At 73.2% G+C, this 13,363-nt stretch carries 11 protein-coding genes; 8 read left to right on the top strand and 3 right to left on the bottom strand.

Features of this window, described 5'->3' with window-relative positions; translation table 11 throughout:
• Positions 1 to 193 precede the first annotated feature (193 nt).
• Positions 194 to 736 carry a cupin domain-containing protein gene (locus ACFFR3_RS25040; RefSeq protein ID WP_364364116.1) on the bottom strand — a complete coding sequence of 181 codons (543 nt, stop codon included), beginning with the start codon at positions 734 to 736 and terminating at the stop codon, positions 194 to 196.
• Between the two features lie 122 nt (positions 737 to 858).
• Between ACFFR3_RS25040 and ACFFR3_RS25035 the strand changes: the two genes are divergently transcribed.
• The 5 genes from ACFFR3_RS25035 to ACFFR3_RS25015 are packed head-to-tail and all read left to right on the top strand — an operon-like array spanning position 859 to position 8,203.
• Complete coding sequence (locus tag ACFFR3_RS25035) at positions 859 to 2,352, top strand: SWIM zinc finger family protein (protein ID WP_379483937.1); 1,494 nt, start codon at positions 859 to 861, stop codon at positions 2,350 to 2,352.
• Positions 2,349 to 3,746: a DUF5691 domain-containing protein gene (locus ACFFR3_RS25030; RefSeq protein WP_379483936.1), complete on the top strand. Its 1,398-nt coding sequence runs from the start codon at positions 2,349 to 2,351 to the stop codon at positions 3,744 to 3,746. The genes ACFFR3_RS25035 and ACFFR3_RS25030 overlap by 4 nt, the downstream gene beginning before the upstream one ends.
• A complete protein-coding gene (locus ACFFR3_RS25025; RefSeq protein ID WP_364556453.1) occupies positions 3,743 to 4,807 on the top strand; it encodes an AAA family ATPase in 1,065 nt (354 codons plus the stop codon). The genes ACFFR3_RS25030 and ACFFR3_RS25025 overlap by 4 nt, the downstream gene beginning before the upstream one ends.
• Positions 4,804 to 7,020, top strand: coding sequence for a DUF5682 family protein (locus ACFFR3_RS25020; RefSeq protein ID WP_379483935.1), 2,217 nt, complete (start codon positions 4,804 to 4,806; stop codon positions 7,018 to 7,020). Before ACFFR3_RS25025 ends, ACFFR3_RS25020 begins: the two co-directional genes overlap by 4 nt.
• Positions 7,021 to 7,033: 13 nt before the next feature.
• Positions 7,034 to 8,203: a VWA domain-containing protein gene (locus ACFFR3_RS25015; protein ID WP_345409280.1), complete on the top strand. Its 1,170-nt coding sequence runs from the start codon at positions 7,034 to 7,036 to the stop codon at positions 8,201 to 8,203.
• Positions 8,204 to 8,209: 6 nt separating this feature from the next.
• Here ACFFR3_RS25015 and ACFFR3_RS25010 read toward each other — a convergent pair whose 3' ends face one another.
• Positions 8,210 to 9,655, bottom strand: a complete 1,446-nt coding sequence (locus tag ACFFR3_RS25010) for an MFS transporter (RefSeq protein ID WP_379483934.1) — start codon at positions 9,653 to 9,655, stop codon at positions 8,210 to 8,212.
• Between the two features lie 103 nt (positions 9,656 to 9,758).
• Between ACFFR3_RS25010 and ACFFR3_RS25005 the strand changes: the two genes are divergently transcribed.
• The 3 genes from ACFFR3_RS25005 to ACFFR3_RS24995 all read left to right on the top strand — a co-directional run bounded on the left by ACFFR3_RS25005 (position 9,759) and on the right by ACFFR3_RS24995 (position 12,975).
• Positions 9,759 to 10,499, top strand: coding sequence for a TetR/AcrR family transcriptional regulator C-terminal domain-containing protein (locus ACFFR3_RS25005; protein ID WP_364364134.1), 741 nt, complete (start codon positions 9,759 to 9,761; stop codon positions 10,497 to 10,499).
• Between the two features lie 74 nt (positions 10,500 to 10,573).
• On the top strand, positions 10,574 to 11,959 hold the full coding sequence (locus tag ACFFR3_RS25000) for an MFS transporter (RefSeq protein WP_345387025.1): 1,386 nt from the start codon (positions 10,574 to 10,576) through the stop codon (positions 11,957 to 11,959).
• Positions 11,960 to 11,970: 11 nt separating this feature from the next.
• Complete coding sequence (locus ACFFR3_RS24995; RefSeq protein ID WP_364364137.1) at positions 11,971 to 12,975, top strand: enolase C-terminal domain-like protein; 1,005 nt, start codon at positions 11,971 to 11,973, stop codon at positions 12,973 to 12,975.
• 104 nt (positions 12,976 to 13,079) lie between these two features.
• Here ACFFR3_RS24995 and ACFFR3_RS24990 read toward each other — a convergent pair whose 3' ends face one another.
• Positions 13,080 to 13,334 (bottom strand): hypothetical protein, encoded by a 255-nt coding sequence (locus tag ACFFR3_RS24990; RefSeq protein WP_345387021.1) that lies wholly within the window; start codon positions 13,332 to 13,334, stop codon positions 13,080 to 13,082.
• Positions 13,335 to 13,363: the final 29 nt, after the last annotated feature.

Here is a 13,363-nt window from a genome sequence, read left to right as displayed (position 1 = left end):
ATTACAAAGAACGAGTGATATGCGCCGATTCCGGAGCCGAAGGCCGGCCGCGTCATGACCACCGACGCTGACCATCTCTCAACCGTCACCAGGCCCTTGGAAGCCATATCCCAGAGGGACACGTAGCGCTGAAAGGCAGGCCGAGCCCACCGCCGCCGGCGGGCTTCGCGACGTACGTCGATGGCGTCGGGTGTCAGGCGGAGAAGTCGGCGAAGTCGAAGCCGGGGGAGACCACGCAGCTCACCAGCACCGCCTCGTCCCCGGCCGGGCGCGCCGACTGCCAGACCCCGCCCGGCACGACCGCCTGCGGCACCTGGCCGTTCTCGACGTCCTGCCCTAGGGTGACGGCGGAGTCGCCGATGGTCAGCGCCAGCGGCCCGCCCCGATGCCACAGCCACAGCTCCGTCGAGCGCACCACGTGCGGCACGGACTCCTCGCCCGGGTGGAGCAGGAAGTAGATGGCGGTGGCGCTGGCACGCTCCCCCGGATAGCCGTCCGGCGTGAACGTCACCGGCGATCGCCACGTCTCCCTGAACCAGCCGCCCTCGGGATGCGGCAGCAGGTCGAGAGCGGCGGCGACGGGCGGACGCTCGACGAACGCGACGGGGGCGCCGGTGACGTCTCTGCGCAGGAAGCGTCCGTCGAGAACGAGCTGGCCGTCGAGCGAGCTGGCCAGCGCCGCCGCCTCGTCGGCCACCTCGATGGACGGGCCGTCAGGGTAGATCCGCAACTCCACAGAGCGAGTCTAGGCGTCCCCGCGACACACGGATCAGGCCGGTCCGGGCGGAGGGCGTGGCGCTGGTCACGGGTGGGAAACGGGGGCGGGAATTGTCGGTGCGGCTGGCTAGTCTGCGGCAGGTGATCGAACGGTGGAGCCGTGATCAGGTCCTCGCCCTCGCCCCTGACGCCTCGTCCCGCAAGGCGGCGCAGGGCGTGGCCACGCCCGCGAAATGGCCGGTGCGCGGCCACACGGGCATGGTCGTCTACGGCGAGTGCAAGGGCAGCGGGTCCACGCCCTACCTGGCGTGCGTCGACCTGAGCGAGCCCGCCTACCGGTGCAGCTGCCCGAGCCGCAAGTTCCCGTGCAAGCACGCGCTGGGGCTCCTGCTCCTGTGGTCCGACGAGGCGATCCCGGCCGAGGCGGGCGCGCCGCAGTGGGTGACGGAGTGGCTCGACAGCCGCGCCGAACGCGCCGCCAAGTCCGCCGCCCGCGCCGCAACCACCGCCGACACAGCAGCCGCCGAACAGACCGCCGCCGGGAATGCCGCCGATGAGCAGGTCGCCGCTGAGCAGACCGCCGCTGAGGCAACCCTCGCGGGCCCTGATGGCGGCAGCTCGGTCGGGGGCGATTCGGTCGGGGGCGATGAGGCATCGAGCGACGCCCGTGGGGCGGGGAGCGGTGCCCAGCGGGTGAGTGCGGGTGGGCGGGGCGGCTCGCGTGCGGCCGGGGCGGAGTCCGTACGGCATGGGCGGGTCGCCGCTGGGCTGGCCGAGCTGGAGCGGTGGTTGGCCGACCAGGTGCGGCAGGGGCTGGCGGTGGCGGCCGGGCATGACTGGGAGGGGCTCGCCAAGCGGCTCATCGACGCGCAGGCGCCGGGCGTCGCGGGCATGGTGTCGCGGTTGTCGCGCGTGCGGGCCGAGGAGGGGTGGCCGGGGCGGTTGCTGGAGGAGTACGCCCTGCTCAATCTGCTCGCCGTCGCCTACCGAAGGCGGGCTGAGCTGCCGCCGGACCTCGCGCGTACGGTGCTCATCCGGGTCGGGTTCCCCGTGACCAAGGAGGAGGTGCTGAGGGGTCCGGCGGTCCGGGACGTGTGGCATGTCCTGGGGCGGCGTGACGAGACGCAGGACCGGTTGACCGCGCGCCGGGTGTGGCTGCGCGGCCGCCGTACGCGACGGGCCGCCCTCATCCTGTCCTTCGCGCCGCAGGGGCAGCCGCTCGACGCCTCCCTGGTGACGGGCACCGCCATCGACGCCGACCTGGCCTACTACCCGGGCGCCGCCCCGCTCCGCGCCCTGGTGGCGACCCGCCACACCCCGGCCATGTCCACCGAGGTGTCCACCGAGGGGCCTGAGCCCGTGCCTGCCGGGATGACGCCCGCCGAAGCCCTCGACGAGGTGGCCCGCGCGCTCGCCGAGGACCCGTGGACGGAGTCCTGGCCGCTCGTCCTCACGGGCGTGATCCCCGGCCGGCGCACCATCGGCGGCCTGCCGCTGCATCCGCGCTCCCACGACCCCTGGCGCCTCATCGCCGTCTCCGGCGGCCACCCGCTCACCGTGGCCGCCGAATGGACGCCGGCCGGCCTGCGCCCCCTGACCACCTGGGACGACGAAGGAACGACGGTGATCCTGTGACCGGCTGGGACGACCTCGCTTCGACCGCGCTCGTGGGCACCGACCGCCGCCCGTACCCCGGCGACCTGCTGGAAGCAGCCGCCGTGGAGTCCGTACGCCGGCGAGCGGGCACCAAAACCCCTGACGAGCCGCCACAAGCCGCAGCGCCCGGCGAGAGTCGTGCGTCCGGTGATGGGGGTGCCGCCGGTGCGGGGCGGGCGGCTTCGGAGGAGCGGGGGGTCGTGGGGAGGCGGGCGGCGGAGCGGTTGCGGCGGATTCTCGGGGGTGAGCATGAGCGGCTGCTGCCCGAGTGGCTGGCCGCCGCGGCCGCGACCGGCCGGATCGTGCCGCCGTACGTGCTGCCCGACCTGCTGGAGCGCGGGCGGCGGGACCGGTCGATGCGGGTGCATCTGGGCGTGCTGGCCGGGCAGCGGGGGCGCTGGCTGGCCGGGCTCAACCCCGGCTGGGACTACCTGCTGGAGGAGCCGACCGGTGAGACGTGGGAGCTGGGCGGCGCGGCCGACCGGCGGGCCCATCTGACCGCGCTCAGAGCGGCCCGCCCGGCTCAGGCCAGGGAGTTGCTGGAGAGCACGTGGGAGCAGGAGTCGCCGGACGATCGGGCCGGGTTCGTGGAGGTGCTGGCCGAGGGGCTGAGCATGGACGACGAGCCGTTCCTGGAGGAGGCGCTCGACGACCGCCGCAGGGAGGTGCGCCAGGCCGCCGCCAACCTGCTGACCCGCCTGCCGGAGTCCCGCATGTCGCGGCGCATGGCGGGAAGGCTGCGCGCCTGCGTGACGATCGCCGGCGGCGTCATCGCCGTCCAGGCCCCCACAGCCTGCGACAGGGAGATGGAACGCGACGGCGTACGCCAGAAGCCGCCCCGTGGCACCGGCGAGCGCGCCTGGTGGCTGCAGCAGATCATCGCCCGCGCCCCGCTCTGCGTCTGGGACCACCCGCCCGCCCGGCTGCTCGCCATGAAGATCCCCGACTGGGACGCCGAGGTGAAGGGCGCCTGGGTGCGCGCGGCGGTGCTGCAGCGCGACCCGGAGTGGGCGCGGGCCATGTTCGGCTGGGACCCGATCGCCGACCTGCTCGTGGCTCTGCCGCCCGCGGAGCAGCAGGAGCTGGCGGCCAGGTTCGTCGCGGAGCACGACCTCGACAGCCAGCTCATCATGGTGCTCGGCGGGGTGTCGTCCCATTGGGGTGAGGGCCTGGCGACGGCCGTCCTCCGCAAGATCGTGAAAGTGAACACCACGCAGCCGTGGAACCTCGCCGAGCTGGTCAAGCTGGCCGGTGAGCACATCGACCCCGACCTGCACGAGCTGGCCGAAGACTTCTCCCCGGCCGAACCCGTCCAGAAGGTCGCCGCCCTGCTGCGTTTCCGCGCTGACATGTACAAGGAGCTCCACCGATGACCGTTCTGCGCCCGCACGCGGAAGACCAGTACGCCGAGGAGCTCGCCGTCCTCGCCAAGGACGACGACCGGCCGAGGCCGCCGGGCTGGAAGCTGTCGCCGTGGGCCGTCACCACGTACATCCTGGGCGACGGTGACCGCATCACCCCCAAATACGTGGGCGCGCGCCGCATCGTCGAGGTCGCGGTCGCCACCCTCGCCACCGACCGCGCGCTGCTGCTGCTCGGCGTGCCCGGCACCGCGAAGACCTGGTTGTCCGAGCACCTCGCCGCCGCCATCAGCGGCGACTCGACGCTGCTCGTGCAGGGCACGGCCGGTACGGCGGAGGAGGCCATCCGTTACGGCTGGAACTACGCGCGGCTGCTGGCCGAGGGCCCGTCGCTCGAAGCGCTCACCCCGTCGCCGGTCATGCGCGCCATGGCCGAGGGCCGGGTGGCCCGCGTCGAAGAGCTCACCCGCATGCCGTCCGACGTCCAGGACGCGCTGATCACCGTGCTGTCGGAGAAGACGCTGCCCATTCCCGAGCTCAACAGGGAGGTCCAGGCCGAGCGCGGCTTCAACGTCATCGCCACCGCCAACGACCGCGACCGGGGCGTCAACGAGCTGTCCAGCGCGCTGCGCCGCCGGTTCAACACCGTCGTGCTGCCGGTGCCCGCCACCGCCGACGAGGAGGTCGACATCGTCGCCCGCCGCGTCGCCCAGCTCGGCCGTTCGCTGGAGCTGCCCGAGACGACGACGGGGCCGGCGGAGATCCGGCGGGTGGTGACCGTGTTCAGGGAGCTGCGCACGGGGGTGACCGAGGACGGCCGCACCAAGCTCAAGTCGCCCAGCGGCACCCTGTCGACCGCCGAGGCCATCTCGGTGCTGACCAGCGGCATCGCCCTGGCCGCCCACTTCGGCGACGGGGTGCTGCGGGCCTCCGACGTGGCGGCCGGGATCGTCGGGGCGGTGGTGCAGGAGCCGGTGTCGGATCGGGTGGTGTGGCGCGAATACCTGGAGACGGTCGTGCGCGAGCGTACGGACTGGCACGACTTCTACCGCGCCTGCCGCGAGGTGTCATGACCACCCAGAAGGTCTCCGTGCTCGGGGTGCGGCATCACGGGCCGGGGTCGGCGCGGGCCGTGCGGCGGGAGCTGGAGCGGTTGCGGCCCGACGCGATCCTCATCGAGGGGCCGCCCGAGGCCGACGCGCTCGTCGCGCACGCCTCCGGGCTCGAACCGCCGGTCGCGCTGCTGGCCCACGTGCCCGGGGCGCCGGCGCGGGCGGCGTTCTGGCCGTTCGCCGCGTTCTCGCCGGAGTGGCAGGCGATCAGGTACGGCACGTCGGCCGGCGTCCCGGTCCGGTTCTGCGACCTGCCCGCCGCCCACTCGCTCGCCGAGACCCGGGAGCCCGCCGCCCCCGGTGAGGCGCCCGTCGATCCCATCGGTGCGCTGGCTTCGGCGGCCGGTTACGACGATCCCGAGCGCTGGTGGGAGGACGTGGTCGAGCACCGTGGCGGTGACACGCCGTTCGCGGTGATCGCCGAGGCCATGTCCGCCGTACGCGAGGGGCACCGGCCGGACGAGCGGGAGGCCGCGCGCGAGGCGTACATGCGCAAGACCGTCCGCGCGGCCGTCAAGCAGGGCCACGGCCGGATCGCGGTGATCTGCGGCGCCTGGCACGTGCCCGCGCTGACGGCCCCCTTCCCGCCCGCCACCGCCGACAACGCGCTGCTGCGCGGCCTGCCGAGGGCGAAGGTCGAGCTGACGTGGGTGCCGTGGACGTACGGGCGGCTGGCGTCGTGGAGCGGCTACGGCGCGGGCATCACCTCGCCGGGCTGGTACCACCACCTGTTCGAGGCCGGGGACCGGCCGATCGAGCGGTGGCTGGCGCAGGCGGCGGCGGTGCTGCGCGACGAGGGGCTGGCGGTGTCGTCGGCGCACGTCATCGAGTCCGTACGGCTGGCCGAGAGCCTCGCCGCCCTGCGCGGCCGCCCGCTGGCGGGGCTCGGAGAGGTCACCGAGGCGGCCAGGGCGGTGCTGTGCGAGGGCGACGACCTGGCGGTCGAGCTGATCCAGCGGCGCATGGTGGTCGGCGACCGGCTCGGTCGCGTCCCCGACGGCATCCCGATGGTGCCGCTCCAGCGCGACCTGCGCGACCGGCAGCGCAGCCTCAAGCTCAAGCCCGAGGCGCTCGACCGGGAGATCGACCTCGATCTGCGCAAACCGCTCGACCTCGACCGCAGCCACCTGCTGCACCGGCTGCGGCTGCTGGAGGTCGGCTGGGGCACGCCGGGGCAGGCGCGCGGGAAGGGCACGTTCAGGGAGACGTGGACGCTGCGCTGGCGGCCCGAGCACGACCTCGCGCTCATCGAGCACGCCGCCCTCGGCACCACCGTGGTCGCCGCCGCCGGGCGGCGCGCCCGCGACCTGGCGGCATCCGGGAAGGCGGCGCTGGCGGACCTGACGGGGCTGGTGGAGCAGTGCCTGCTGGCCGACCTGCCGGACGCGTTGCCGCACGTGCTGGCCGCCCTGTCGGCCAAGGCGGCGCTCGACACCGACGTCACCCGGCTGATGGCGGCGCTGCCCGCGATGGTGCGGGCACACCGCTACGGCGACGTGCGCGGCACCTCGGCGGAGGGGCTGGCGGTGATCGTCCGGTCGATGCTCGAACGGATCCGCGTCGGGCTCCCGGTCGCCGTGACGGGGCTGGACGACGGCGCGGCGGCCGACCTGCTCACACACGTGGACGCCGTGCACTCCGCGGTCGCCCTCCTCGACGCGGAAAGACCCGCCGTCGAAGGGGCGCCGAGGGGCCGGTGGATGGCGACGCTGCGCGCGATCAGCGAACGCCAGGACCTGCACGGCCTGATCGAAGGCCGGCTCACGAGGATCCTCCTGGACGCCGGCGAGCTGCACGACGCCGGTGACCGGATGTCGAGGGCGATGTCCCGGGGCCAGGCGCCGGCACGGGCGGCGGCGTGGGTGGAGGGGTTCCTGGCGGGCGGCGGGTTGCTGCTGGTGCACGACCCCCGCCTGCTGGGGCTGGTCGACGAGTGGCTGACCGGGCTGTCCTGCGAGCAGTTCACCGACGTGCTGCCGCTGCTGCGCCGCACGTTCGGCGCGTTCGCGCCCCCGGAGCGCCGGGCCGTGGGGGAGCGCCTGCGCTCGGCGGGCCGCGACGACGGGCCTGGCCGGCACGACGTGGACGACCACCGCGCCGCCCCAGCGGTGGCGACCGTCCTGTCGATCCTGGGAAGTACGGCGACCGGAGGAGGAGGTCGGGCCGGTGGGTGAGCGAGATGAGCGGATGCGGCGGTGGCGGCTGGTGCTCGGCGGCGGGGCCGCCGACGGCACCGGGTGCGCGCTCGACGGTGCGGACGCGCAGATGGACGGCGCGCTGGCGGCGCTCTACGACCAGAGCGGCCGGGACGGCGGGGCCAGGGGCGGCGAGGGCGGACGGGCGGACCGGCGGGAAGGAGGGCTGGGCGCGTCGGCGCCGCGGGTGGCGCGGTGGCTGGGAGACATCAGGACGTACTTCCCGTCCACCGTCGTCCAGGTCATGCAGAAGGACGCGATCGAGCGGCTCAACCTGACCAGGCTGCTGCTCGAACCCGAGATGCTCGAGGCCGTGGAGCCCGACGTGCACCTGGTGGGCACCCTGCTCGCGCTCAACAAGGTGATGCCGGAGCAGGCGAGGGAGTCGGCCAGGGCGGTGGTGCGCACGGTGGTGGCGGAGCTGGAGCGCCGGCTGACCCAGAAGACGCGGGCCGCCGTGTCGGGGGCGCTCGACAGGTCGGCCAGGACGCACCGGCCGAAGCGCACGGCCGACATCGACTGGGACCGTACGATCCGGGCGAACCTGAAGAACTACCTGCCGGAGAAGAACACCGTCGTCCCCTCCCGCCTGGTGGGCTACGCGCGCCGGCAGCGGTCGGTGCAGCGGGAGGTGGTGCTGTGCATCGACCAGAGCGGGTCGATGGCGGCCTCGGTGGTGTACGCGAGCGTGTTCGGCGCCGTGCTGGCGTCGATGCGGTCGCTGAAGACGTCGCTGGTGGTGTTCGACACGGCGGTGGCCGACCTGACCGACCGGCTGCACGACCCGGTGGAGCTGCTGTTCGGCACCCAGCTCGGCGGCGGCACCGACATCAACAGGGCCATCGCCTACGCGCAGGGCCTCGTCACCCGCCCGGCCGACTCGATCTTCGTGCTGATCAGCGACCTGTACGAGGGCGGGGTCAGGGAGGAGATGCTGCGCAGGGTGGCGGCGATGACGCAGGCCGGCGTCCAGGTGATCGTGCTGCTCGCGCTGTCCGACGAGGGCGCGCCCTTCTACGACCACGAGAACGCGGCGGCGCTGGCCGCGATGGGTGTGCCCGCGTTCGCGTGCACACCCGACGCCTTTCCCGATCTCATGGCCGCGGCCATCGAGCGGCGCGACATCGCCCGCTGGGCCGAGCACCACACCGCCGCGCCCTGACCCGCCTCACGCGGTCTGCTGCTCAGGACGGGCGTGCCGGGGCAGCAGGTACGACAGCGCGAACGTCAGCGCCAGCAGCCCCACCTCGACCCACACGGTGACCTGCATGGCGGCGCTGAAGCTCCACTGCCCGGCCAGCATGTTGAAGAACAGCGTGCCGAGCAGCGCGGTGCCGAACGCGCCGCCGAGCTGCTGGACGCCGGTCAGCGTGCCGGAGGCGGAGCCCGACTCGTGCGGCTCGACGCCGGCGAGCACGATGTCGAAGAACGGCGCCATGGTGAGACCCATGCCGATGCCGGCCAGCGCGAGCCCGGGGGCGAGCTGCAGCGTGCCGACGTCGGTGCCGGCCAGGTGAATGGTGAGGGCGAGCGTGGCCGCGCCGGCGGCCATGACGACGGTGCCGATCTGCAGCAGGCCGCGCCCCAGCTTCTCCTGCAGCCCCGACATGGCGATGCCGAAGCCGACGACGCCGCCGAGTGCCTGGGGCAGCGCGGCCAGGCCGGCTTCGAGCGGGCTGAACCCGAGGCCGAGCTGGGTGTAGAGGCTGAAGACGAGGCTGAAGCCGATCATGCCGGAGAAGAACGCGAGCCCGGCGACGAGCCCGCCGGTGAAGGCCCGCTTGCGGAACAGGCTGGGCGTGACGAGCGGGTCGCGGCCCGAGGCGGCGCGGCGGGCCTCGTACCGGCCGAAGAGGGCGAACACCGCGATCGACGCGGCCATCGACACGAACGTCCAGGCCGGCCAGCCCAGCTCGCGGCCCTGGATGAGCGGGAAGACGAGCAGGAAGGCGGCGACCGAGACGAGCCCGACGCCGGGCAGGTCGAGGCGGGTGGCGCCGGCGGAGCGGTATTCCGGCAGGTAGCGCAGCGCGGCGAGGACGGCGGCCAGGCCGAGCGGCAGGTTGATCAGGAAGATCATGCGCCAGCCGGTGCCGAAGAAGTCGGCGTCCACCAGCCAGCCGGCCAGTACGGGACCGCCCACGGACGAGATCGTCATGACGGGCCCGAACATGCCGAACGCCTTGCCCATCTCGTGCGGCGGGAACATCTCCTTGATCAGCCCCAGCCCCTGCGGGATCATCACCGCGCCGAACAGGCCCTGCAACACGCGGCTGGCGATCAGCATCTCGGGGCTGACCGCCACGCCGCACAGCAGCGAGGCCGCGGTGAAGCCGCACGCGCCGATCACGAACATGCGCTTCTTGCCGTAGAGGTCGCCGAGGCGGCCGCCGGTGATCAGGCCGACGGCCATGGCCAGCGTGTAGCCGGCGCCGAGCCACTGCACGAGGCTGTCGGAGCCGCCCAGCTCCTTCTGCACGGTGGGGGCGGCGATCGTGGTGACGAGCGCGTCCAGGAGGTCCATGACCTCGGCCGCGAGGATCACGAACAGGGCGACCCAGCGCCATCGGTAGGGCTGCAGCTCGGTCTGCGCCGAGGGTGTGGTCACGGTCATGGGACAAACTCCTTGGATAACGGTGTTCGTAGCGACGAACGGCGTTCGTCAACGAACACCGTTGTAATAGCGAACACTGTTCGTGTCAAGTACACTGTTCGCCATGGTGGATCGCAAAGGAGCGGACGGCGTCCCGGCGCCGCCGTGGCGCAAGACGCGCAAGCCGGTGCAGCCGAGACGGCAGCTCAGCCAGGACCTCATCGTCGAGACCGGGATGCGCATCCTCGACGCCGAGGGGCTCGACGCGCTCAGCATGAGACGGGTGGCGCAGGAGCTCGACACCGGCCCCGCCTCGCTCTACGCCCACGTCGCCAACAAGGACGAGCTGCTGGAGCTGCTCTACGACCGGGTGCTCGGCGAGATCGTGCTCCCCGAACGCGATCCGGGCCGCTGGAAGGAGCAGCTGCGGGCGTACGCGCTGGAGGCGCACCGCGTGCTCGGCGCGCACGGCGACGTCGCCAGGGCGGCGCTGGCCACCATCCCCACGGGCGCGAACTCCGTACGCGCGGGCGAGTTCATGTACGGGCTGCTCGTCGACGCCGGCATGCCGCCCAGGGAGGCGGCCATCGCCCTCGACCGGCTCTCGCTCTACATCGTCGGCGACGCGTACGAGGGGTCGCTGCACTACGCCAGGATGCGCGCGGCCGGCTACGACAACAGGAAGGACTACTTCAACGCGTTCGTCGAGCAGATCACGACCTACTACCGGGCGCTCCCGGCCGAGCAGTTCCCCCACGTCACCAAGCACATCGACGACCTCGTGGACGCCGAGGGCGAGGAACGCTTCCGCTACGGGCTCGACCTCATGCTCGACGGCATCGAGGCCCGCATGCCCGAAGGCTGAGCCTGCCTTAGGCCCAATTGCCTAGGGCCGATGCCCGATGTGCCGGACAGGGGCCGCGCCATACGTTTTCCCACATGACGACGATTGTGGAGAAGACCGCGGCGGCCCCTCCAGGTGCGCTGGCCGCCCCCTACCGGGCCTTGAGCATCGGACTGGTCGCGCTCGTGACGCTGGTGGCGTTCGAGGCGATGGCGGTGGCCACCGCCATGCCCGTGGTGGCGCGCGACCTCGACGGCATGCCCCTGTACAACCTGGCGTTCAGCGCCACCCTGGCGGCCAGCGTGATCGCGACCGTGCTGGGCGGGCGATGGAGTGACGTACGCGGGCCGCTGCCGCCCATCGCGGCCGGCGTGGCCACCTTCGTGGCGGGCCTGCTGCTCGCGGGGTTCGCGCCGAACATGGAGGTGTTCGTGGCCGGCCGGTTCGTGCAGGGGCTCGGCGCCGGGCTGATCCAGGTGGCCCTGTACGTGCTGGTCGCCCGCGCCTACCCGCCCGCGATGCATCCCCGCGTGTTCGCCCTGTTCTCGGCGGCCTGGGTGGTGCCCTCGATGGTGGGCCCGGCGATCGCCGGTTTCGTGGTGGAGAACACCGACTGGCGGTGGATCTTCCTCGGGGTGTCGCTGATCGTGATCCCGGCGGCGCTGCTGCTGTGGCGCGGCGCCGCGGGGCGTACCGGTGCGGACGACCCCGTCGCAGGGCCCGCGCCCGGCCTCGGACGCAAGCTCGTCTGGGCCACGCTCACCGCCGTCGCCGCCGCACTCCTGCAGTACGGCGGCGCGCTCAAGACGGCCGGCCTGCCCCTGCTCGCGGCGGGCATCGTGCTGCTCGCCGTGTCCCTGCCCAAGCTGCTGCTGCCCGGCTCGATGCGGGCCGCCCGCGGCCTGCCCACCGCGCCCGTGCTGCGCGGCCTGGCCTTCGGCGCGCTGACCGCCACCGAGGTGTTCATTCCGCTCATGCTGATGAACGAGCGCGGCCTGACCGCCACCGGCGCCGGCGTCGTGCTCACGATCGGCGCGCTCGGCTGGTCCACCGGGTCCTGGATCAAGGGCCGCGGCATGGTCGGCAACATGGCCGCCATCAGGGGCGGCGCCGCGATGATCGCCATCGGCATCGGGCTGGTGACGCTCGTCCTGCTCGACTCCATGCCGATCGCGGTCGCGTACGTCGCCATGGCCATCGCCGGTCTCGGCATCGGGGCGCTGCACCCGACGGTGTCCGTGCTGGTGCTGGAGATGTCCAAGGAGGGCGAGGAAGGCGGCAACAGCGCGGCCGTCGGCGTCGGCGAATCGGTGTTCACCGTGGTGGCGGTCGCGATCAGCGGCGCCCTGTTCACCGCCGCCGGCGAGAGCTACCTCATCGGCCTCGCCTTCACCGCTCTGCTGGCCGTCGGAGCCTTCGTGCTGGCCCCGCGTTTTGTGCACGCTTCGGCACCGGGCACTATGGAAGGAGCCGCGCCATAAAAGGGGGATGCATGCCGCGAGTCCGGGAGCTTGAGGTTTTCCGCCTTCTCCTGCCCTTCGGCAGGAGGTCGGAGAGCCTGCTCGTCAAGCTCACCGACCACGGGGGCATGACGGGGTGGGGCGAGACGACCGCGCCCCCGGCCAAGACCTGGTCGAGGCTGGAGGAGACGCTGGCGGCGCTGCTCATCGGCGTCGACTGGGAACACCCCGACACCGTGCCGAGCGGCGACAGCGCCGTCGACATGGCCTGCTGGGACCTGTGGACGAAGATGCGCGGGGTGCCGCTCGCCGAGGCGATCGGCGGCACCCGCACCTCCCTCATGGCGACCGTCCGGCTGTCGCCCGACTCGTCGGTCGAGGGCCTGGTCACCCGGGTCAACCAGCAGATCTGCGCCGGTTACGGACATGTCACCCTCGACGTACGGCCCGGCTGGGACGTCGAGCCCGTACGCGCGGTGCGGCAGGCGTACCCGGCGCTGACCCTGGCCGTCGACTGCGGCAACGCCTACACCGACCTCGACCAGCTCGTCGCGCTCGACTCCTACGGCCTCGAGGTCATCGAACGCCCCTTCGCCACCACCGACGTCCACTCCCACGCCTCGCTCCAGGACCAGGTGGCCGCGTCCGTGGCGGTCGAGGTCGCCTCGCCCGCCGAGCTCGACGACTACCTCACCCTGCGCGCGGCCCGCGTGCTGCTGCTGCGGCCGGCCGCGTTCCCTTCGCTGTCGGAGGCCCGCCGCGCCCACGACCGCGCCGCCGCCGCCGGATGGGACATCCAGTGCACCGGAGGCCAGGGCGCCGGCCTGGCCAGGGCCGCCACCGTCGCGGTGGCCAGCCTGCCGGGGTGCACGCTGCCGTGTGACGTGACGCAGCCGCCCCGCCAGAACCAGATCGTCACGCCCGTGGTGGGCGCGAACGGCGGGGTCATCGCGGTGCCGCTGACGCAGTCGGGGCTCGGCCACGAGATCGACGAGGACCGCCTCCGCCGCATGACCAAGGAGTCCTTCCACGCCTGACCTCCGGGCGCCGGGCGAGCGGCCGGTCAGGGCGCCGTCGTGGGGTTGCCGCGCTCGTCCCACCGCTGCTCGCTCACCAGCTCGCCGCCGCTCCTGAGCCGGGATCAGGAATGCAGCGAGCGGGCCAGGTGCACGCCGGTGATGATGTCGGCGATGCCGGAGAAGCGGGACCCGGCCTCGATGAGCGCGTCACGGACGCCGTGCGTACGGTCCACGAGCCCGCTCGTGGGCGTGCCGGCGGCGACGATCAGCGCGAGCGCTGACAGGGCGAGCAGGCGGCGGTGCATGACGGACCTCCCGAGGTACGGCGACACCGCCCAGGAGATCATGAGGGCCGCCGCGCCCGGCGGGTACGCCACAGCGCCGAGGCGGGTTCTTTACCGATCAG

Origin of the sequence: Nonomuraea salmonea, from assembly GCF_042428605.1 — a bacterium.
GTDB classification, from domain to species: domain Bacteria; phylum Actinomycetota; class Actinomycetes; order Streptosporangiales; family Streptosporangiaceae; genus Nonomuraea; species Nonomuraea salmonea.
The sequence above is the reverse complement of the archived record's forward strand: the minus strand, read 5'-3'. Positions and strand labels throughout refer to the sequence as shown.

What these genes read in the sequence shown, in the direction of transcription:
- ACFFR3_RS25000 (WP_345387025.1), top strand. Translation starts at nt 10,574, where the DNA reads ATGACGACGATTGTGGAGAAGACCGCGGCGGCCCCTCCAGGTGCGCTG.
- ACFFR3_RS25020 (WP_379483935.1), top strand. Translation starts at nt 4,804, where the DNA reads ATGACCACCCAGAAGGTCTCCGTGCTCGGGGTGCGGCATCACGGGCCG.
- ACFFR3_RS25015 (WP_345409280.1), top strand. Translation starts at nt 7,034, where the DNA reads ATGCGGCGGTGGCGGCTGGTGCTCGGCGGCGGGGCCGCCGACGGCACC.
- ACFFR3_RS24995 (WP_364364137.1), top strand. Translation starts at nt 11,971, where the DNA reads ATGCCGCGAGTCCGGGAGCTTGAGGTTTTCCGCCTTCTCCTGCCCTTC.
- ACFFR3_RS25005 (WP_364364134.1), top strand. Translation starts at nt 9,759, where the DNA reads ATGGTGGATCGCAAAGGAGCGGACGGCGTCCCGGCGCCGCCGTGGCGC.
- ACFFR3_RS25025 (WP_364556453.1), top strand. Translation starts at nt 3,743, where the DNA reads ATGACCGTTCTGCGCCCGCACGCGGAAGACCAGTACGCCGAGGAGCTC.
- ACFFR3_RS25010 (WP_379483934.1), bottom strand. Translation starts at nt 9,655, where the DNA reads ATGACCGTGACCACACCCTCGGCGCAGACCGAGCTGCAGCCCTACCGA.